General features: G+C 68.4%; 10 protein-coding genes and 1 pseudogene. 7 read left to right on the top strand and 4 right to left on the bottom strand.

Annotation, left to right across the window (positions count from 1 at the left end):
• Positions 1–98 precede the first annotated feature (98 nt).
• From MFF30_RS26165 to MFF30_RS07650, 3 genes and pseudogenes are all read right to left on the bottom strand, one after another.
• Positions 99–330: pseudogene (locus MFF30_RS26165) on the bottom strand (DUF3618 domain-containing protein); the annotation flags it as partial.
• Entirely contained in the window at positions 327–722 is a 396-nt protein-coding gene (locus MFF30_RS07655; protein ID WP_238278390.1) for a phage holin family protein, read from the bottom strand. The gene MFF30_RS07655 and the pseudogene MFF30_RS26165, both read right to left, overlap by 4 nt.
• Before the next feature lie 13 nt (positions 723–735).
• Entirely contained in the window at positions 736–1,212 is a 477-nt protein-coding gene (locus tag MFF30_RS07650) for an apolipoprotein A1/A4/E family protein (protein WP_238278388.1), read from the bottom strand.
• Between the two features lie 411 nt (positions 1,213–1,623).
• Between MFF30_RS07650 and MFF30_RS07645 the strand changes: the two genes are divergently transcribed.
• Positions 1,624–3,045 carry an alpha,alpha-trehalose-phosphate synthase (UDP-forming) gene (locus MFF30_RS07645; RefSeq protein ID WP_238278385.1) on the top strand — a complete coding sequence of 474 codons (1,422 nt, stop codon included), beginning with the start codon at positions 1,624–1,626 and terminating at the stop codon, positions 3,043–3,045.
• Positions 3,046–3,111: 66 nt separating this feature from the next.
• Positions 3,112–5,211 carry a glycogen debranching protein GlgX gene (gene glgX, locus MFF30_RS07640; protein WP_238278383.1) on the top strand — a complete coding sequence of 700 codons (2,100 nt, stop codon included), beginning with the start codon at positions 3,112–3,114 and terminating at the stop codon, positions 5,209–5,211.
• Positions 5,212–5,218: 7 nt separating this feature from the next.
• Here glgX and MFF30_RS07635 read toward each other — a convergent pair whose 3' ends face one another.
• On the bottom strand, positions 5,219–5,428 hold the full coding sequence (locus MFF30_RS07635) for a hypothetical protein (protein WP_238278381.1): 210 nt from the start codon (positions 5,426–5,428) through the stop codon (positions 5,219–5,221).
• A gap of 235 nt (positions 5,429–5,663) precedes the next feature.
• Between MFF30_RS07635 and treZ the strand changes: the two genes are divergently transcribed.
• The 5 genes from treZ to glgB all read left to right on the top strand — a co-directional run bounded on the left by treZ (position 5,664) and on the right by glgB (position 21,636).
• A complete protein-coding gene (treZ, locus tag MFF30_RS07630) occupies positions 5,664–7,466 on the top strand; it encodes a malto-oligosyltrehalose trehalohydrolase (RefSeq protein ID WP_238278379.1) in 1,803 nt (600 codons plus the stop codon).
• The gene (locus MFF30_RS07625) at positions 7,466–12,367 is read left to right on the top strand and encodes a malto-oligosyltrehalose synthase (RefSeq protein ID WP_238278376.1); all 4,902 of its coding nucleotides are present in this window, start codon (positions 7,466–7,468) and stop codon (positions 12,365–12,367) included. Before treZ ends, MFF30_RS07625 begins: the two co-directional genes overlap by 1 nt.
• A 154-nt stretch (positions 12,368–12,521) precedes the next feature.
• The gene (locus MFF30_RS07620) at positions 12,522–15,902 is read left to right on the top strand and encodes a maltotransferase domain-containing protein (RefSeq protein WP_238278374.1); all 3,381 of its coding nucleotides are present in this window, start codon (positions 12,522–12,524) and stop codon (positions 15,900–15,902) included.
• A gap of 172 nt (positions 15,903–16,074) precedes the next feature.
• Positions 16,075–19,332, top strand: a complete 3,258-nt coding sequence (gene treS, locus MFF30_RS07615) for a maltose alpha-D-glucosyltransferase (protein ID WP_238278372.1) — start codon at positions 16,075–16,077, stop codon at positions 19,330–19,332.
• Positions 19,333–21,636, top strand: coding sequence for a 1,4-alpha-glucan branching protein GlgB (glgB, locus tag MFF30_RS07610; protein WP_238278370.1), 2,304 nt, complete (start codon positions 19,333–19,335; stop codon positions 21,634–21,636).
• Positions 21,637–21,730 lie beyond the last annotated feature (94 nt).

The raw sequence follows: 21,730 nt of genomic DNA, 5'->3' as shown, positions 1-21,730 counted from the left end.
AGACGCGGTCGGCGCCGGTCTTGGTCACGGCAGCCCATCCACGGCGAGGCGCGCCCGGCGGGCCACGGCGGGGCCTTTGGCGTCCGACGACATGCGGTGGATCAGCCAGCCCACACCGGCCGCGATGAGCAGCACCGGGACCGGGTTGCGCCGCACCGCCTCGAGGGCGCCGTCATACGCTCCGCTGAGGGGCGTGCGGCGGGCATTGCCGAGCATCTCGTCGACGATGCTGGAGACCGAGAGCCGCTCCTGGATCTGGTCGATCGTCTGGTCGAGGCGGGCACGGCTCGCCTCGATGTCCTTCTCAAGTTCGTTCAACGACTCGGTCATCCCGACACCCTCTCCGACAGCGTGCGCGCATCCTGACGGACCTGGCGGGTGGTCCGCACCGGGGCCAGGGTGGACAGCGACATGGCATTCCGGCCGATCAGCGCCAGGGCCACCGCCACCACGAGAAGGACGCCACCCACGATCAGGGCCGAGAGGGCCTCGGAGTGAACCACCGTGGCGAGCCACTTCACCAGGGCGTCCACGAGGACGAAGAGAGCGACGACGCCGAACACGGCGGCGCCGACGAGGAGAGCGAGCCCGATGAACAGGGCCCGCACGTTGCTTGTCATCTCGTTGCGGAAGAGGGCGATCTCCTTCCGCGCGAGTTCGTTGGTTTCCCGCAGGGCGTCGCCGATCAGGCCCTGGATGCTGGATTGCGGACCGGTGGTCATGGTTGGCCGGGCCTCAGAGACGGTGGTCGGAATAGGGTTCGGTGACCGGAGCGACGCTGGTCGACTTGATGAAGCGCGCCACCACGAAGCCGGTGAGGAAGGTCGCCACTGCCACCGCGACCGGCGCCTTGCGGGCGAAGGCCTCGGCATCTTCGTAGAACTCCGAGAAGCTGCGCTGCTCGATCGAGGTTCCGAGATGCTCGAGGCCGTCGGCGGCGCTGTCGAAGAATGCGCGGATGTTCGGCTGCGCCTCGAAGGTCTTGCTCGACTCGCGCACGGATTTGGCCAGATCGGTGACCGAGCGGGCGGCGTCGCCCTTGCGCTGGTCAACGTAGTCGGTGGCGTGGGCACGCGCCGCATCGACGAAGCTGCGGCCGCGCTCGGCCGCCACGTCCGCGATCCCCTCGACGTCGCCGCGCAGGGCCTTCCAGTCCGCCGTCGGGTTCGCCGGCTCCGCGCCCATGGGGCCTGGGGATTGAGATGCGGTCACGGTGATACTCCTCGGAACGGATTGGGAAACGCAGGGTGTTGCGACGTTTCAACATCTGCGGGAGAGGCGCGGTTCCGCTTGTGCCGAACCCACTTGCGGGGCCCTCGCGCGGGCGCGTCGGGCGCGCTCACGTCACCGCGCCTGGATCCATCCAGAACCCGACACGGATTGGACGCGTCCGGCCGCCGGTGGGATCGTCGAACGGCCCGGAATCGCGCGCCGTCAAGGCACGACATGGCCCAGAATGGGACTCTTTGCCGTGAACCGCGAACTTTCAGGCCTTGACCCGGGTGGGCCGAACGCGCTTGGCTGCGCGGACGGATCGCGCTCGGCTTCCGCGCGTTCACCCAATGTATCAGTCATGCCGCGCGCAATTCCCGCGCTCGGCCCATGCGGACCGGAGCCGGCTTCGTGGCACGTCTCGTCATCGTATCGAACCGCGTCGCAATCCCCGAGGAAGGGGGCAAGGCCGTGGCGGCGGGTGGGCTCGCCGTGGCCGTGAAGGAGGCGTTCACCGCCTATGAGGGGCTCTGGTTCGGCTGGAGCGGGAACGTGGTCGAGGACCCCTCGACCGAGCCGAAACTGATCGATCGCGGCCGCGTCAGTTACGCGGTGGTCGATCTGTCACCCCAGGATCACCGGGAATATTACAGCGGCTTCGCCAATCGTGCGCTGTGGCCCATCATGCACTACCGGCTCGGCCTCGGGGCCTTTTCGCGCTCCGATTATGCCGGATACCAGCGGGTCAACCGCATCTTCGCCCGGGCGCTCGCGAACCTGGTCGAGCCCGACGACATCATCTGGGTGCACGACTACCACCTGTTGCCCCTAGCCTCGGAGCTTCGCGGGCTCGGCATCGCTAACCCGATCGGCTATTTCCACCACATTCCGTGGCCGGCGGCCGACGTGTTCAACACGCTTCCGGCCAGCGGCGATCTTCTGCGTGGCATCGCCGATTACGACCTCATCGGCCTGCAGACCGATCCGGACGTGCACAACCTCACCCGCAATCTCATCGACGAGCTGCGGGCGATCCCGCTCGGTGGCGGCTCCCTGATGGTGGACGGGCGCCGCACCCGCATCCGCAGCTTCCCCATCGGCATCGATGTGGCAGGCTTCAAGGAAGCGGCGGAGAATGCCGGCTCGAACCGGACCGTCCGCGAGACGATGGCGGGCCTGCGTACGCGCAAGCTCCTCATCGGCGTCGACCGGCTCGACTATTCCAAGGGCGTGCCCGAGCGCATGGAGGCGGTGGAGCGCTTCTTCGCCTCAAACCCCGACCAGCGCAGCAACGTCGTCTATATTCAGATCACGCCGAAATCGCGCACCGAGGTTCCCGAATACGAGGAACTCAGCCGCGAGGTGAACGAGACGGTGGGCCATATCAACGGCACCCTCGGCGAGCCGAACTGGACGCCGATCCAGTACGTGACCAAGGCCTATCCGCGCCCGGTCCTCGCCGGCCTCTACCGGGCTGCCCGCGTCGGGCTGGTCACGCCCATGCGCGACGGGATGAACCTCGTGGCCAAGGAATACGTCGTCGCGCAGTCCGACGAGGATCCGGGCGTGCTCGTGCTCTCGAAGTTCGCGGGCGCGGCGCGGCAATTGCCTGAGGCCCTGCTGGTCAATCCGTATGACCGCTTCGAGGTCGCGGAGGCGATCCGTACGGCACTCTACATGCCGCGCGGCGAGCGCCTGGAGCGGTGGAAGCCGATGCTTGAGCGCATGACGCGCGAGGATGTCGACTGGTGGGCGCGCAACTTCATGTCGGAACTCGAGAATTTCCGCACGATCGAGCGCGAGCCGCCCCGTACCGCAGCCGCTGCGGAATAAACCTTCGGCGTCGCCCCCCGGCGCCCAACCCTGGGACGACACCACCACTTGATCGCATCGGACAATATGATCGGCGTCGAAGACGGCGTGCCGGCACCCTTCGGCGCGCAATTTGACGGGCGGGGCGTGAACTTCGCCTTGTTTTCGCAGCACGCCACGGCGGTGGATCTCTGCCTGTTCGATCCGGGCGAACGGCACGAGACACGGCGCATCCGTCTGCCCTGCCGCACCGACGACGTCTGGCATGGCTACCTGCGCGGCGTATTCCCGGGCCAGCTCTACGGCTACCGGGTCTACGGGCCTTGGGACCCGGCGCGCGGCCACCGGTTCAACCCGGCCAAGCTCCTGCTCGACCCCTATGCCCGTGACATTCAGGGCCGCATTCGCTGGCACGATTCCCTCTACGGCCACCGCCGAGGTCTCCAGCGCGCCGACCAGATCGACCGCCGCGACAGCGCCGCCTTCATGCCGCGCGGCATCGTCACGCCACCGGAAGTGCCGGACCTCGCGGTGAGCCCGGTGCGCCGCCCGCTCTCGCAGACCGTGATCTACGAGGCGCACGTCAAGGCGCTGACCCAGACCCATCCGGACGTTCCGGAGGCGGCACGGGGCACCTACGCGGCGCTCGCCCACCCGGCCATCATCGAGCACCTGCTCAAGCTCGGCGTTACCGCGATCGAACTCCTGCCGATCCAGTCCTTCGCGGACGACCGCTTCCTCGTGGAGAAGGGGCTGGTGAACTTCTGGGGCTACTCGCCCCTGAACTACTTCGCGGCCGATCCGCGTTATCGCGGACCCGCCGGCATCGGCGGCCTGCGGGCCGCGATCCGCGAACTCGCCGCCGCCGAGATCGAGGTCATCCTCGACGTAGTCTACAACCACACGGCGGAGGCCGACCATTCGGGGCCGACCCTGTCGTTCCGCGGCGTGGACAATGCGAGCTACTACAAACTCAATCCCGACAATCCCCGCGAAGAGGTCGACTGCACCGGCTGTGGCAATACCCTCAACCTCGACCATCCGCGCGTGATGCAGACGGTGCTCGACTCCCTGCGCCACTGGGTGACCGCCTACGGCGTGGCGGGCTTCCGATTCGATCTCGCGAGCAGCCTCGGCCGTGCCCCGCACGATTTCAGCGCCAAGGCCGCGTTCTTCCAGGCGGTCGCGCAGGACCCCGTCCTCGCGCGGGTGAAGATGATCGCCGAGCCCTGGGACATCGGCCCGGGCGGCTATCAGCTCGGCGGCTATCCGCGCGGCTGGAGCGAGTGGAACGATCAGTTCCGCGACAGCCTGCGGGGTTTCTGGCGCGGCGACCGTGGCACGCTCGCCAAGGTCACGCAGGGCTTGTCCGGCTCGCGCGAGATCTTCGCCGCCTCCGGGCGCTGGCCGCTCTCCAGCATCAACTTCGCCGCCTCCCATGACGGCTTCACCCTGGCGGACGTGGTCGCTTACGAGGAGAAGCACAATCTGGCCAACGGCGAGGACAATCGCGACGGGCACGGCCACAACCTCTCCCGCAATTACGGCTTCGAGGGCGAGACCGACGATGCGGCCATCCTGGCCCTGCGCGCGCGCCAGAAGCGCAACCTCCTCGCCAGCGTGTTCCTCGCCCAGGGCGTGCCCATGCTGCTGATGGGCGACGAGCGCTCGCGCAGCCAGGGCGGCAACAACAACGCCTACGCCCAGGACAACGCCACGAGCTGGATGGACTGGGAGACAGACCCGGATCCGAGCCTCACCGCCTTCGTCGGCAACCTGACGCGCCTGCGGCGCGAGCAGCCCGCCCTGCGGCGGCGGGACTATCTCACAGGTGCTCTCGTGGGGGAGGGACCGTTCCGCGACGTGCACTGGCTGGCGCCGGGCGGCACCGAGATGGCCGACGGGGATTGGGGCGACGGCGAGCGCCAGGCCTTCGGCATGCAGATCGGCAACGACCTGCCGGATGCGGACCGGCTCCTAATCCTGGTGAACGCGGCGGAGGCCCCGTGCGACTTCACCCTCGCCCCGGTCGTCGGCGGCCCCTGGACGCTGATCTTCGACACGACGAAACCAACGGGCGCAGTGCCGGGGGGCCAGGCGCTATTCCCGCCCGGAGCCGGGGTGCGCCTCGACACGCGGGCCATCTACGTCCTGCGCGCCCGCCCGGCCTCGGCCTACGCGCGCTGAACGCGCCTCAGCCTTCGACCTGCGGTTCGCGCCGCAGTTCGTGGCGCGCCTGGTCGAGGAATTCCTGGCGTTCCGCCTCGCTCAGCGGCAGGAAGGTTGCACCGCATAGGGCTTCGGAATCCGTGAAATCCGCGTCCCAGCAGCGCTCGCCGTGGCCCTTGCGCGCAAAGTTCAGCTTGGCCCGGGCCAGGACAAGGGACTCGATCGGCTCGCTCATGCGGATCACTCCGGGATGCGTCGCGAAAGTCGGCGTGGCGACGCAAGCGCCGGACCATTGAGGGATTCCGCGTGCACCGCACAAAACCTTTCCGTCCGCCGGTTGTCGCATCCGCGCCACGCCTTACCTCGACCGTGACGGAGCAGGGAACAACGGGCGGCGCGCCGGCTTCTGGAAGGTGCGGCGCAAGCTCACACGATCCCGGTGGACTCCAGATACGAAAGACGGTTGCCTGATGCGGCGCGCCCACAGCATGGCCTTCGGCAGCGAAGTGGTGAAGGACGGGGTCCGGTTCGCCTTCTGGGCACCCACCGCCAAGGACGTCACCCTGGTGATCGACGGGGCGGATCATGCGATCCCGGAGGCCGGCGAAGGCTGGCGGCGGGTCACCGTGCCGGGGGTTCGCGGCGGCGCCCGCTACGGCTACCGGATCGACGGCGACCTCGTGGTGCCCGACCCCGTCTCCCGCTTCCAGCCGGACGACGTCTCGGGCCTCAGCGAAGTCATCGACCCGCGCGCCTACGACTGGGCGGATGCCGCCTGGACGGGTCGTCCCTGGGAGGAGACGGTCCTGTACGAACTCCACGTGGGCACCGCGACCCCGGAGGGCACCTACGCAGCCCTGGAAGGCAAGCTCGAGGATCTGCGCGACCTCGGCGTCACCGCCATCGAGCTTCTGCCCCTCGCCGACTTCAAGGGCACGCGCAACTGGGGCTACGACGGCGTGCTGCCCTACGCGCCGGATGCTGCCTACGGACGGCCGGAGGACCTCAAGCACCTCATCGACACGGCCCACGGCCTCGGGCTGATGGTCTTCCTCGACGCCGTCTACAACCACTTCGGCCCGGCCGGGAACTACCTCAACGCCTACGCCAAGACGTTCTTTACCGAGCGACACCAGACCCCCTGGGGCGCCGGCATCAACTTCGACGGCGAGACCAGCGGCCGGGTGGTGCGCGACTTCTTCATCGAGAATGCCCTCTACTGGCTGGAAGAGTATCATTTCGACGGCATCCGCTTCGACGCTGTGCATGCCATCCTGGACGATTCGGAGCGGCACTTCCTCGGGGAGCTCGCCGAGACGGTCCGGGCGCGCCTGCCGGGGCGCCACATCCACCTCGTGTTGGAGAACGAGGCCAACCAGGCCCGCTGGCTGGAACGCGACGCGCAGGGACAGGCGATCCAGCACAACGCCCAGTGGGCGGACGATCTCCACCATTGCTGGCACGTGCTGCTCACCGGTGAGGATGCCGGCTACTACGCGAGCTTCGCGGACCGGCCCGTCGAGCACCTCGCGCGCTGCCTGTCTGAGGGCTTCGCCTATCAGGGTGAGCCCTTCCCGACCCTCGACAACCACCCGCGCGGCGAGCCCTCCGGCCACCTGCCGCCCTCCGCCTTCGTCACCTTTCTGCAGAACCATGATCAGGTCGGAAACCGGGCCCTGGGCGAGCGCCTGAGCGCGCTCTGCGACCCCGCCAAGCTCGCCCTCGCGCGGGCGGGCCTGCTCCTCAGCCCGCAGATCCCCATGCTGTGGATGGGCGAGGAGTGGTCGGCTTCGGCGCCGTTCCTGTTCTTCGTGGATTTCGCGCCGGACGAGGACCTGAACAAGGCGGTGCGCGAGGGGCGGCGCCGTGAGTTCAAGAGCTTCGCGGCCTTCGCGGACGACACCTCGGTGATCCCTGATCCCACCGAGGCGAAGACCTTCGCGGATTCGCGAATCGACTGGGCCGAGCGCGCCGCGCCACCGCATCGCTCGGTGCTGGCCGACACGCGCAACCTCCTTCAGATTCGCCATCAGTCAGTCGTGCCGCTGACGCGGACCCGCTACCTCGGTGCCAAGGCGACCCTGCCGCGCCCCGACGTGGTGGATTGCACCTGGACCTACGAGGGCGGCTGGCTGCGGTTCGTGGCCAATGTCGGCACGGAGGATTTCACTGCGGAGCGCGGTGACGGCCAGATCGTCTGGTCGAGCGGCTCGGGCAACGGATCGATCGAACTCCCGTCCTGGACGGGTGTCTTCCTGACGGGTGTGAAGTGATGAGCCGCGACCTCGAACGCCTCGCCGACCTCCTCGGCGTCGCCGCCGGCTACACCGACGCCTTCGGGCAACCCGTCGAGACCTCCCTCGACGTCAGGCGGGGCATGATCGCGGCCCTCGGCTTTCCCGTCGAATCCGAAGCAGACATCGCCGCGCGTCTCGCCGAGGTTGAAGCGGTACGCGGCGGGCTGATCCCGCCGCTGCTACCGGCCGAGGCTCGGCGCGCCATCACGGTGCCGATCCAGCATGCGGGGGCCACCGGCACCCTGTCTTGGCGCCTGACGGACGAGCGCGGCCATCACCGCGAGGGGCGCGTGGCAATCTCGGGCGACAGCTTCGAACTGCCGCCGCTCACCCCCGGCTATCACCGGCTCGGCGTGCACCTGGGCGAGCGCCGCGCGGAGGCCTGGGTCATCGCCGCGCCGCAGCGCTGCTGGCGCCCGCGCGCCTACGCCGACGAGGGCGCCCGCGACTGGGGCCTCGCGGCCCAGCTCTACGGCCTGCGCTCCCCCGACAATCTCGGCATCGGCTCCTATGCGGATGCCGGCCGGGCGGCCCGCGACGCCGGCCTGCGCGGTGCGTCGTTCCTCGGGTTGAGCCCGGTCCATGCGCTCTTTGCCACTGACCGCACCAAGATCTCGCCCTACTCGCCGTCCTCGCGTCTCTTCCTTGAGACGCTGTTCATCGAGCCCGGCGCTTTGCCGGGCTTCATCGGATCGCAGGCGGAAGCGCTGCTTGCGTCCATGTCCGAGCGCGTCGAGGCGCTTCGCGAGGCCAAGCTGGTCGATCACGCGGGCATTTGGGGCGTGCTCTCGCCGGTGCTGCGAGCGCTTTGGCAGGAATCCGCGGCGCGCCAGGGCAGCGACGCGGGCTTTGCGAGCTTCCGGGCCGCCGGTGGCGAGGACCTCGAGGCGCACGCTACCTTCGAGGCACTGGCCGAGCACTTCCAGGCCAAGGGCGCCCAGTGGCTCGGCGATTGGCCGGAGGACATGCGCCGCAATGGCACCGACGCCGTGCGTGCCTTCGCGCAGGAACACGCCGAGGTCGTCACCTACCATGTCTGGCTCCAGTACCTCGCCGACCGGCAGCTTGAGGAGGCCTCGAACACCGCGCTCGGCACCGGCATGCGGCTGGGGCTCTACCGCGACCTCGCCGTCGGCGCGGATCGCGGCGGCTCCGAAATCTGGTCGCATCCCGAGCGCTTCGCCAACGGCGTCTCCATCGGCGCGCCGCCGGACCTGCTGGCCCCGAAGGGCCAGGATTGGGGCCTGCCCGCCTTCCACCCCCTCGAGATGGAGCGGGACGGCCTCGCGGCCTTCCGCGCCCTCGTGGTCGCCAACATGCGCCATGCCGGCGCGATCCGCATCGACCACGCCTTCCAGCTCGCGCGCCTGTTCCTGATCCCGGTCGGGCGCTCGGCCAAGGAGGGCGCCTACGTGGCGATGCCGTTCGAACCGATGCTCGCGGTCCTGCGCCTGGAGAGCCATCGGGCCAAGTGCCTCGTCATCGCAGAGGATCTCGGCACGGCACCGGAAGGGTTCTCCGACGCCCTGATGCAGGCCGGCATCCTCAGCTACCGCATCCTCGCCTTCGAGCGCGAGCAGGGGGCCCGCTTCAAGCCGCCGGCGGCCTACCCGCGCGATGCGCTCACCGCCATCACGACGCACGACCTGCCCACCTTCGTGGGCTGGTGGCGCGGCGTCGACACCGACACCCGGCAGGCGCTGGGCCTCTACGATTCCGAGCGGGCCGATTCGGAGCGCCGCGAGCGGGTGGACGAGCGCGCCCGGCTCACCGAGGCGCTGGCCGGCGAGCAATTGCTGCCGACCTACGACGTGCCGGACGCCGCGCCCTTCGAGGCAGCCGCGCGCTATCTCGGCCGCGCGCCCTCGATGCTGACGGCCGTGCAATACGAGGACGTGGTTTCCGAACTGTCCCAGGCCAATGTGCCGGGCTCGACCGAAGGCTATCCGAACTGGCGCCGGAAGCTCGACCGAACCCTGGAGAGCATCGCGGCGCCCGGTGGTCCCTTGGCTAAGCTCGCCGCCTCGCTGTCGGCCGAGGATCGTGGTCCGCGCTCCGGTGCCGCCCGCCTCGCCACGGTCCCGCCGCGCGCCACCTATCGTTTACAGTTCCACAAGGATTTCACCTTCGCGGACGCCGAAAAGATCGTCCCCTACCTCGTCAAGCTCGGGATCAGCCACGTCTACGCCTCCCCGATCCAGAAGGCGCGGCCGGGCTCCACCCACGGCTACGACATCGTTGACCACTCGACGATCAACCCGGAACTCGGCGGCGAGGAAGCCTTCGTCCGCTTCTCGGACGCGCTCCACGGGGCCGGGCTCAAGTTCCTCCTCGACATCGTGCCCAACCACATGGGAGTCGGCGGCGCCGACAATCCCTGGTGGCTCTCGGTGCTCGAATGGGGCGGCCTCTCGCCCCACGCCAACGCCTTCGACATCGACTGGTCGCGGCTCGGCGCCAAGAACAACCTGGTGGTGCCGTTCCTCGGTGACCGCTACGGGGAGGCCCTGGAGAAGGGCACGCTCGAACTGAAGTTCGATACTCGCAAGGGCGCGTTCAGCGTCTGGCACTACGAGCACGAATTCCCGATCTGCCCGCTGCAATACCCGACGATCCTAAACCGCTCCCTCGCCGCCCTCGGCGACATTGAGGATGCGGCGGCCCTGGAGGTGCTCGGCATCTCCGAGCGCCTGCGCCTGATGGGCGAGGATACCAACGAGGAGCGCCGTCGCGGCTTCCCCGAAGAGGCAGAGACCCTGAAGGAGCGGCTGGTCGAAGCGGTGGAGGCGTCGCCCGCCATAGCCGAGGCCATTAACCGGACCCTGCGCCTCCTGAACGGGGCCAAGGGTCATCCCGACAGCTTCGGCCCCCTGCACCGCCTGCTCGAGCAGCAATCCTACCGCCTCGCCCATTGGCGGATCGCCGCGAGCGACATCAACTATCGCCGCTTCTTCGATGTGAACGGGCTTGCCGGTCTTCGCGTCGAGCAATCCGACGTCTTCCAGCGCTCGCACGCCACGATCTTCCGCCACATCGAGGCGGGCCGGATCGACGGCCTGCGCATCGACCACATCGACGGTCTGGCCGACCCGCTCGGCTACGCCCGCGCCCTCCAGGCCGCAATCGGCCCGGGCTTCTACGTGGTGGTGGAGAAGATCCTCGAACCCGGCGAGCGCCTGCGCCCCTGGCCGGTGGCCGGCACCACCGGCTACGACGTGCTGAACCAGCTCGACGGCATCCTGGTGGACCAGACGAAGCGGATCGAGATCGCCCGGCTCTACGAGAGCCGGACGGAGTTCGACGAGCCCTACAAGTTCATGCTCCGCGCCGCCAAGGCGGAGATCCTTGAGATCAGCTTCGCCTCCGAACTGGAGGTGATGACCTCCGACCTCAAGGCGGTGGCGGACGCCGACCGGCGCACGCGCGACTTCTCGGTGAACGCCATCCGCCGCGCGCTGATCGAGATCATCGCCCGCTTCCCGACCTATCGCAGCTACCTGCCGGGCGACCTCGACGAGAGCGACGTCGAGGACGAGGACATCCGCCTCATCGAGACAGCGGTGAAGAAGGCCAAGCGCTGGAGCGCGCTGCCCGACCGCTCCGTGCACGATTTCGCCGCCGACGCCATGCTGGGGCGCATCGACGTGACGGGTCCGGGCCGGCCCGACCCGGAGGTGATCCTGCGCTTCCGCCGCCGGTTCCAGCAGCTCACCGGCCCGGTCATGGCCAAGAGCCTGGAGGACACTCTGTTCTACCGGTTCGCCGAACTCCTCGCTCTCAATGAGGTCGGCGGCGATCCTGGCGAGTACGGCATCGACGCGGAGCATTTCCACGCGCTCCAGGCGGCACGTGCCCGCGACTGGCCGAATGCGATGATCACAACGGCGACCCACGACACCAAGCGCGGCGAGGATGCGCGCTCGCGCCTGCTCGCGCTGTCCGAGATGCCGGAGGACTGGGCCGAGGCCTGGGAGATCTGGACCTCGCTCGCCGGGCATCATCTCAGCCTTGTCGAGAAGGAGCCGGCCCCCGACGCCAACGATCAGTGGATGTTCTTCCAGGCCATTCTCGGCGCCTGGCCGCTGGAACTGCTGGACCGGGACGAGCCCGCCGCGATCGAGGATTTCCGGGCACGCCTCGATGCCTACGCCGAGAAGGCCCTGCGCGAATCCAAGCGGCGCTCCAGCTGGGTCAATGTCGACGAGGCCTACGAGGGCGCGGTCCACGCTCTCTTCGCCGCGCTGATCGCTCCGGGTTCGGAGTTCCTGGCGCGGCTGCGGCCCTTCGCGCGGCGGCTCGCCCATCTCGGCATGATCGCGGGCCTCGGCCGCACCGTGCTCAAGGCGACCTTGCCGGGCCTGCCCGACACCTACCAGGGCACGGAGTTCTGGGATTTCTCGTTCGTCGATCCCGACAACCGCCGGCCGGTGGATTACCCGGCCCTGACCCGCGCCCTGGAGGAAGGGGCTGCCGCCGCCGACGTCCTGCCGCGCTGGACCGACGGCCGCGTCAAGCAGGCGACCCTCGCGCGGCTGCTCGCCGACCGCGCGGCGCGCCCGAGCTTCTACGCGGACGCGGACTATCAGGCGCTGCCCGCTTCGGGCGAAAAGGCGGCGCATGTCATCGCATTCACACGTTCGGATGCGACGACCGGGGAGGGCGACCTCGTGGTGGCGGTACCGCGCCTGGTCTCCGGCTTCCTCGGGGAGGCGGTCTGGTCCGGCGAGGCGTTCGCCGGAACCCACCTGTCCGTGACGCCGGGATCGACCTGGACCGATCTCGTGACGGGTGACGCGGTCGTCTCGGATGACGGCCGGATCGAACTCGGACAGGCCTTCGCGCGTCTGCCGTATGCTGTCCTCAAGCGGACTGGCTGAAGCGGGCGCCGTCCGCCTGCACGGCGGCCGCGACCGAACCGACGACGCGCGGGAGGGCCAGACCTCCCGCGCCACGCCTGCGCTCCCGGCCATGGCCGGCGCAACGTCCGCGTCGCGGGCAGCCGAGCGCACGAACGAACGGAATGGAGACCTCATGAACGCACCGACCCCCGCAACGACCGCCGCCCAGCGGACCGAAGCCGGTGAGGTGCCGCTCCCGGCCGGCCTCGCGCCCCGCGCCGAGGGGCCGCGCATCTACAATCTCTTTCCCTTGCTGGTCGGCACCGTGTCGGCCTGGACCGCCGAGTTGCCGCGCATCGCGGCGCTCGGCTTCGACTGGGTCTACCTCAATCCGTTCCACCAGACCGGTGGTTCCCGCAGCCTCTACGCGGTGGCCGATCCCGACCGACTGGACGAGCGCTTCCGCGACCAGGACGGCACCTCGGACGACGAGCAGATCCGCCGCTTCTGCGCAGCGGCCGCCTCCCACGGCCTCCAGGTGATGACGGACCTCGTCATCAACCATACCGCCATGGACGGCCCCCTGGCCGCGCAGCGCCCGGACCTGTTCCTCAAGGATTCCGAGGGCCGGATCGAGAGCCCCTACGCCGTCGATCCGGACGATCCGTCGATCCGCACGGTCTGGGGCGATCTCGCCGAACTCGATTACCACTCGGAGGGCGCGCGGCGGGAACTGACCGCCCTCTGGTCCGGCTACATCAACCGTCTTCAGGACCTCGGCGTCGCCGGGTTCCGCTGCGACGCGGCCTATAAGGTTCCGGCAGAGGTCTGGCGCGACCTCATCGGGGCCGCCAAGGCCCTGGAGCCCGATTGCCTGTTCGCCGCAGAGACCCTGGGCTGCACATTCGAGGAGGCGCAGTCGACCGCAGGCGCGGGCTTCGACTACCTGTTCAACAGCTTCGCCTGGTGGGACCTCAAGGCCTCCTGGGCCCTGGAGCAGTACGAGCGCCTGCGCGTCATCGCGCCCTCCATCGCGTTCCCGGAGAACCACGACATGGCCCGCCTCGCGGTGGATCTCGACGGCGACGCAGCGGCCATCGGCCAGCACCTGAAGGCACGCTACGCCCTGTCGGCCTTCTTCTCGGCCGGCGTCCTGATGCCCATCGGCTACGAGTGGGGCTATCGCCGCGCCCTCCACGTGGTCGAGACGACGCCCGCGCTTCGCGAAACCGACACCGGCATCGACATTTCATCCTACATTGCCGCGATCAACGCCCTGCGGGCCGAGGTGTCCGCCGCCAATGTCGAGGGGGCCCAGGCGCGCATCTCCGCACCGGACGCGGCCTACGCGGCGCTTCTGCGCTACGACACCGGCCATGGCGCCTCGGCGCGCAGCGCCACCCTGGTGCTCTACAACCCCACCGACGCCTCCGTGCCGGTGGAGCCCGGCACGCTCCTGGCCCGGACCGGCGGCATGCTCGGCGACTTTGTCGACCGCACGCCGGAGGCCGAGCCGATCGTGTTCCGGCCCGGCATCGCCCTGGCGCTGGCGCCGGGCGAGGTGCGCATCCTCGCCGCCGAGCGCGCGGCGGCCGCGGCGGTACCTGATCTCAGCACGCCCACGGGAGAGGGGCGCGTGGTCATCGAGGCGGTGATGCCCGAGATCGACGGAGGCCGGTCTCCGGTCAAGCGCGTGGTCGGCGAGAGCGTCCACGTCACCGCCGACATCTTCAGCGACGGCCACGAGATCATCGACGCCGAGATCCTCTCGCGCGTCGTCGGCGAGACCGAATGGCGGGCCGACCGCATGGTGTTCGTGGACAACGACCGCTGGGGCGGCCACTTCCCTCTGCTGCGCAACGCCCGCTACGAGTTCACCATCCAGGCCTGGCGCGACGGTTATTCCTCCTGGGTGCGCGACACCCTGAAGAAGCGCAATGCCGGCGTCGATGTCCGCCTGGAGACCATCGAGGGCGTGGCCTTCGTGATCGGCGCGTCCGAGAACGCGACCGGCCCGGACGCCGACCGCCTGAAGGCCCTCTCCGGCGACCTCGAAGCGGCGGAGACCGGCTCGGCCGCGCAGCTCGACCTGATGCTGGCGCCGGAGAACGCACACCTGATCCGCCGGCATGCGCCGCGCATCAACCTCTCGCGCTACCCCGTGGACGTGCCGGTGATTGCCGACCGCCTCGCGGCCCGCTTCTCGGCTTGGTACGAGATCTTCCCGCGCTCCCAGTCGATGGACGTCAACCGTCACGGCACCTTCGATGACGTGATCGCCCGCCTGCCCGAGATCCGCGAACTCGGCTTCGACGTGCTCTACTTCACGCCGATCCACCCGGTGGGCAAGACCAACCGCAAGGGTAAGAACAACACCCTCAAGGCCTTGCCGGGCGATGTCGGGTCGGTCTACGCGGTCGGCTCGGAGGAGGGCGGCCACGAGGCCGTCCACCCGGATCTCGGCACCGTCGACGATTTCCGCCGTCTCGTGGCGGCCAGCCACGCATACGGAATGGAGATCGCCCTCGATTTCGCGATTCAGTGCTCGCCCGACCATCCCTGGATCAAAAATCATCCGGAATGGTTCGAATGGCGCCCGGACGGGACGCTGAAATTCGCCGAGAACCCGCCGAAGAAGTACGAGGACATCTCGAACGTCCACTTCTATGGCGGCGCGCTGCCCTCGCTCTGGATCGAACTGCGCGACATCGTGCTCGGCTGGGCCAAGCTCGGCGCCCGCATCTTCCGGGTCGACAACCCGCACACCAAGCCGATTCCGTTCTGGGAATGGATGATCGCCGAGGTGAATGCCCGCTATCCCGATGTGATCTTCCTCGCCGAGGCCTTCACCCGGCCGAAGATGATGAAGAAGCTCGCCAAGGCCGGCTACCAGCAGAGCTACACCTACTTCACCTGGCGGGACACCAAGCCGGACCTGATCGCCTATTCCACCGAGCTGGCGGGTGAGATGGGTGAATATTATCGCCCGAACTTCTTCGCCAACACGCCGGACATCAACCCAATCTATCTGCAGACCAGCGGCCGGGCGGGCTTCGTAGTGCGGGCGACCTTGGCCGCCACGCTGTCGAGCGTCTGGGGCATCTACAACGGCTTCGAGATGTGCGAGGCCGAGCCATATCCGGGCAAGGAGGAGTACCTCAACTCGGAGAAGTACGAGCTGAAGGCCTGGGACTATCATCGCCCCGGCAATATCCGCGAGCACATCATCAAGCTCAACCAGATCCGGCGCGACAATCCTGCCCTGTGGGACTTCCGGAACGTCGTCTTCACCGGGGCCCACAACGACCAGATCATCGGCTACGCCAAGGTGACGCCGGAGGGGGACAACTGCGTCTTCGTTCTGCTCAACCTCGACCCGCGCAATCGCCAGGAATGCACATACGAAGTGCCGCTCTGGCTGCTGGGGCAGCCCGACGACGGCGCGGTCGAGGTCGAGGACCTGCTGCTGGGCTACAAGTTCGAGCTGCGTGGAAAATCGCACCGCATCGCCCTCGATCCCGCGGAGCGCTCGGCGGTGATCTGGCGCCTTCGCGCCCCGACCCGGGTTGCGTGAAGCGCGTGCCCGTGTCAGCAAAAAGCCCGGCGATCCGTGAGGATCGTCGCGGTGTCGCCTCAGTGTCGGCGCCTACCCACGCAGTGGACGGTACGCAAAGTCACCTCTCGCGAGGGGTCGCTGCGGAAACGCCGAAAACGCCCTTGAACTCGACGCATGAGGCAACGACGCGATGATCGATCGCAGCGATCCGCAATGGTACCGTGACGCCATCATCTACCAGATCCACGTCAAGTCGTTCTTCGACTCGAATAACGACGGGATCGGCGATTTCGAGGGCCTGACGCAGAAGCTCGACTACGTCCGCGACCTGGGGGTGACGGCCATCTGGCTGATGCCGTTCTACCCCTCGCCCCTGCGCGACGACGGCTACGATATCGGCGACTACCGCGATGTGAACCCCTCCTACGGCACGATGGAGGAGTTCCGAAAGTTCGTGGACGCGGCGCACGAGCGCGGCCTGCGCGTCATCACCGAGCTCGTCATCAACCACACCTCGGACCAGCACCCCTGGTTCCAGCGCGCCCGCGAGGCACCGGCCGGTTCGCCGGAGCGCGACTTCTACGTCTGGTCGGACACCGACACGCCGTATTCGGACACGCGCATCATCTTCCTCGACACGGAAGTGTCGAACTGGACCTGGGACCCGGTCGCCAAGCAGTACTTCTGGCACCGCTTCTATAGCCACCAGCCCGACCTGAACTTCGACAATCCGGCCGTGCTGGAGGGCGTGATCGAGGTCATGCGCTACTGGCTCGACATGGGTGTCGACGGCCTGCGCCTCGACGCGATCCCCTACCTGATCGAGCGCGACGGCACGAACTGCGAGAACCTCCCCGAGACACACACAGTCATCAAGGCGATCCGCGCGGCCCTCGACGCGAGCTATCCCGACCGGATGCTGCTGGCCGAGGCCAACCAGTGGCCGGAGGAGACGGCGCAGTATTTCGGCGACGGCGACGAGTGCCACATGGCATTCCACTTCCCGCTGATGCCGCGCATGTACATGGCGATCGCCCGCGAGGACCGGCACCCGATCACCGACATCATGCGTCAGACCCCGGAGATCCCCGAGGGCTGCCAATGGGCCATCTTCCTGCGTAACCACGACGAGCTGACGCTCGAGATGGTCACGGCGGAAGAGCGCGACTACCTCTGGTCGTTCTACGCCGCCGAGCGCCGCGCGCGCATCAACCTCGGCATCCGGCGCCGCCTGGCGCCCCTGCTGGAGAACGACCGGCGCAAGATCGAACTCATGAAGTCCCTCGTCCTGTCCATGCCCGGCACGCCGGTGCTGTACTACGGCGACGAGATCGGCATGGGCGACAACATCTATCTGGGTGACCGCGACGGCGTGCGCACGCCGATGCAGTGGTCGCCGGACCGCAACGGCGGCTTCTCGCGGGCCAACCCGCAGAAGCTGTTCCTGCCCTCGGTACAGGACCCGATCTACGGCTTCGACGCCATCAACGTCGAGGCGCAGACCCAGTCGCAGACCAGCCTGCTGAACTGGACGCGCCGCATGATCGCGATCCGCAACAACTCGGTGGCCCTCGGCCGCGGCGGGATGCAGTTCCTCTACCCGTCGAACCGCAAGGTCCTGGCCTGGATCCGCGAGTTCGAGGGCGAGCGCGTGCTCTGCGTCGCCAACCTGTCGCGGGCGCCCCAGGCGGTGCAGCTCGACCTCTCGGAACTGCGCAACGCCGTGCCGATCGAGCTGACCGGCGGCTCGGAATTCCCCGCCATCGGCGAGCTGCCCTACCTGCTGACGCTCCCGTCCTATGGCTTCTATTGGTTCTCGCTGAGTGCCGCGAACACCGGCAGCATCGGCCCGCAGCCGGAACTGCCCGAACTGTTCACCTTGGTGCTCACCGGCGGCATCGAGAGCCTGATGGCCGGGCGCGAGCGCACCGCCTTCGAGCGCACCGTGGCGCCGCGCTTCATCGCCACCCGGCGTTGGTTCGCCGCAAAGGGCTCGCGCATCAAGTCGGTGCAGGTCATCGACAGCGCCGCCCTGAAGGACGGCACTGGCGAGGCGAAGTTCCTGCTGCCGCGCGTCTCCGTCCACCTCTCCACGGGCGAGCGCCAGGACTACTTCGTGCCGGTGGCCGTCGACGAGGGCCGCGAGGACGAGGCGATGCTCCAGCACGCCGTTGCCCGTGTCCGGCGCGGCCCCCGCACCGGCCTGCTCCTCGGCGCTTCCGTCGTGCCCAACTTCGCCGTCTCGGTGATCGAGGGCATGAGGGAGGGCCGCGAAATCAAGACCGAGACCGGCCGCCTCGTCTTCTCGACCACTTCGGTGTTCGATCCCGAGGTGAGCTTCGAGGCCGGCGAGATCCGGGCGCTCAATGCCGAGCAGAGCAATACCTCGATCGCCATCGGCTCGAAGATGATGCTCAAGCTCCTGCGTCGTTTGCAGACGGGCGTACACCCCGAGATCGAGGTCGGGCGCTTCCTCACCGAGACCGCGCAGTTTCACAACACCCCGGCGCTTCTCGGCGTACTGGAGCATGTGGATGCGGAGGGCACCCGCACGGCGCTCGCCGTGCTCCAGAAGTTCGTCCCCAACCAGGGCGATGCCTGGACCCTGATGTTGGAGGGTCTGCGCCGCGACTTCGACACGGTGGTCCTGGCCCCCGAGAGCGAGGCGCCGTCGCCGTCCGAGGCGTTCGAGCCGCACCTGCGCTGGGCGATCCTGCTCGGCCGACGTACCGCCGAGATGCACAACGCCTTCGCGGTGGAGACGGACGACCCGGCCTTCGCGGCCGAGCCGTTCGACCATGCCGACCTGCACGCCCTGGGCGACGACACTCGCCGCCAGGCCGAGCGGGCTTTCCGGGGCCTCGACGGGCTGGCGGGCCGCGCCTCCAACGCGGCGAGCACCGAGCTTGCCGGCCGCCGCCGCGAGGTCGAGAGCGCCATCGAGGCGCTTACCGCCAAGGCGCCGGTCGGCGCGATGAAGACCCGCATCCACGGCGACTACCACCTGGGTCAGGTGCTGGCGGCCGAGGACGATCTCATCATCGTCGATTTCGAGGGCGAGCCTTCGCGTCCGGCCGACGAGCGCCGCGCCAAGTCGACGCCGTTGCGCGACGTCGCCGGGATGATGCGCTCCTTCGCCTACGGCGCCGAGACGGTGACCCGTGGCATCGCGGCTCGCTTCTCGGATTCCGAGGAGCGTGCGCGCCGGGCCTCCATCGCCTGGCGCGGCATGATCGATGCAGCCTTCCTCGACGGCTACCGCGAGGCCGTCTCGGTGAGCCGGGCCGCCGTGACCGATCCGGACACCGAGAGCCGCCTCCTCAAGCTCTCGCTCCTGACGAAGGCGCTCTACGAAGTCGATTACGAGGCCAACAATCGTCCGGACTGGATCGAAATCCCCGCACGTGGGGTTCTCAACATTCTGGACGAGATCAAGAAAGGCGTTTGAATGATGGGCATCGACGAGACGTTCGCGAAAAGGACCGGGCACCCCTCGGGCGCCTCCGGATCGGCGGACGTTGCGCCCGTTGCCACGCGGGCGCCGGAGGCTCCGGCGCCCGAAACGGCCACCCTTCACCCCGACACGATCGCCGCCATCATGGCGGCGAACCACGGCGATCCCTTCTCGGTCCTCGGCCCTCATCAGGTCGCCAGGGGTCAGTGGGAGGTTCGTGCCGTGCTCCCCGAGGCGAAGGGCGCCACCCTCCATGTCGGCGGCAAGCGGATCCCGTTCGAGCGCAAGCACCCGGACGGCTTCTTCGTCGCCCGTCTGCCGAGCGAGGGCCGTCCGCTCTACGAACTCGTGGTCGAGACCTGGGACGGCGTCGAGCGTTCGCGCCACGACCCCTACGGCTTCGGCTCCTCCCTGGACCAGGCGGATATCGACAACCTGCGTGAGGTCGGCAGCAACGTCACCTACCGCATCCTCGGCGCGCAGGCCCGCAACGTCGACGGGATCGAGGGCTTCCGCTTCGCGGTCTGGGCTCCGAATGCCCGCCGCGTCAGCGTGGTCGGCGACTTCAACACCTGGGACGGCCGGCGCCACCCCATGCGCCTCTGGCAGAACGGCGGCGTCTGGGAGCTGTTCATCCCGGGTCTTAAGGCCGGTGCCCATTACAAGTACGAGATCCGCGGCGCCGACGGGTCGCTCCTGCCCCTGAAGGCCGATCCCGTCGCGTTCGCGGCGCAGAAGCCGCCCGAGACCGCCTCCGTCCTCCAGGGGACGAACACGCCCGCCTGGCACGACGACAAGTGGATGGAGACGCGGGGGGCGAAGGATCCGCGCCATGTGCCGATCTCGATCTACGAGGTCCATCTCGGCTCCTGGGCGCGCGTCGCCGAGGAGGGCAATCGCTATCTGACATACCAGGAGCTCGGCGAGCGCCTGATTCCCTACGTCAAGGAGATGGGCTTCACCCACATCGAGATGCTGCCGATCACGGAGTTTCCGTTCGACGGCTCATGGGGCTACCAGCCCGTCTCGCTCTTCGCTCCGACCAGCCGCTTCGGGACACCGGACGACTTCGCGGCCTTCGTCGACGCGGCGCACGCCGCCGGCATCGGCGTGATGCTCGATTGGGTGCCGGGTCACTTCCCCCTCGATGCGCACGGCCTCGGCCAGTTCGACGGCACGCATCTCTACGAGCATGCCGACCCGCGCCAGGGCTTCCACCAGGATTGGGGCACCTACATCTACAACTTCGGCCGGACGGAGGTGTCGAGCTTCCTTGCCGCCAATGCCCGCTTCTGGCTCGAGCACTATCACCTCGACGGGCTGCGCGTGGATGCCGTGGCCTCGATGCTCTACCTCGACTACTCGCGCCGCCAGGGCGAGTGGATCCCGAACCGCTACGGCGGCAACGAGAATCTCGACGCCATCGAGTTCCTCCGCAAGACCAATGAGGCAACCTACGCGCACGCGCCGGGAACCCTCACGGTGGCGGAGGAATCGACCTCCTGGCCGGGCGTCTCGCACCCGACCTACACGGGCGGTCTCGGCTTCGGCTTCAAGTGGAACATGGGGTGGATGCACGACACCCTGAACTTCATGTCCAAGGAGACGATCCACCGCCGGTACCACCACCACGACCTGACCTTCGGGCTGCTCTACGCCTTCTCCGAGAACTTCATCCTGCCCCTGTCCCACGACGAGGTGGTGCACGGTAAAGGCTCGCTGCTCGGCAAGATGCCGGGCGACCGCTGGCAGAAGTTCGCCAACCTGCGTGCCTATTACGGCTTCATGTGGGGGCATCCGGGCAAGAAGCTGCTCTTCATGGGCTGCGAGTTCGGCCAGGAGAAGGAGTGGAACCACAACCAGAGCCTAGACTGGCACCTCCTCGATGACGGCATGCACCAGGGCGTCAAGGACCTGATCCGCGACCTCAACCACCTTTACGTCGGCACTCCGGCCCTGCACGAGCGCGACACCGAGGCGGGCGGCTTCCAGTGGCTGGTGGCCGACGACCAGGACAACAGCGTCATCGCCTGGGCTCGCAAGGGCCGCGAAGCCGGTGAGGTCGCCGTGGTGGTCTCGAACTTCACGCCGGTGCCGCGCACGGGCTATCGCATCGGCGTGCCCGCCGCCGGGTTCTACCGCGAGGCGATCAACTCGGACGCCGAAAGCTACGGTGGCTCGAATGTCGGCAACATGGGCGGCGTCCAGGCGGAGGCCGTCGAGAGCCACGGCCAACCCTACTCGGTCGCGCTGACGATCCCACCGCTGGCCACGATGATCTTCGTGCGCCAGGACTGACAAACTCGCGCTCGCGGAGAACCCTCCGCGAGCCGACCAATCCGCGTCGGCCGCGCCGCGCGATCCGGCCCCCTGAACGAAAGACGCCGGCGCG

Origin of the sequence: Methylobacterium goesingense (assembly GCF_022179225.1) — a bacterium.
Lineage (GTDB): Bacteria > Pseudomonadota > Alphaproteobacteria > Rhizobiales > Beijerinckiaceae > Methylobacterium > Methylobacterium goesingense.
The sequence above is the reverse complement of the archived record's forward strand: the minus strand, read 5'-3'. Positions and strand labels throughout refer to the sequence as shown.

Bases quoted from the DNA above. Each gene is read 5' to 3' on its own strand.
- MFF30_RS07655 (WP_238278390.1), bottom strand. From the start codon at position 722: ATGACCACCGGTCCGCAATCCAGCATCCAGGGCCTGATCGGCGACGCC.
- glgX (WP_238278383.1), top strand. From the start codon at position 3,112: ATGATCGGCGTCGAAGACGGCGTGCCGGCACCCTTCGGCGCGCAATTT.
- MFF30_RS07635 (WP_238278381.1), bottom strand. From the start codon at position 5,428: ATGAGCGAGCCGATCGAGTCCCTTGTCCTGGCCCGGGCCAAGCTGAAC.
- treZ (WP_238278379.1), top strand. From the start codon at position 5,664: ATGCGGCGCGCCCACAGCATGGCCTTCGGCAGCGAAGTGGTGAAGGAC.
- MFF30_RS07625 (WP_238278376.1), top strand. From the start codon at position 7,466: ATGAGCCGCGACCTCGAACGCCTCGCCGACCTCCTCGGCGTCGCCGCC.
- MFF30_RS07620 (WP_238278374.1), top strand. From the start codon at position 12,522: ATGAACGCACCGACCCCCGCAACGACCGCCGCCCAGCGGACCGAAGCC.
- treS (WP_238278372.1), top strand. From the start codon at position 16,075: ATGATCGATCGCAGCGATCCGCAATGGTACCGTGACGCCATCATCTAC.
- glgB (WP_238278370.1), top strand. From the start codon at position 19,333: ATGATGGGCATCGACGAGACGTTCGCGAAAAGGACCGGGCACCCCTCG.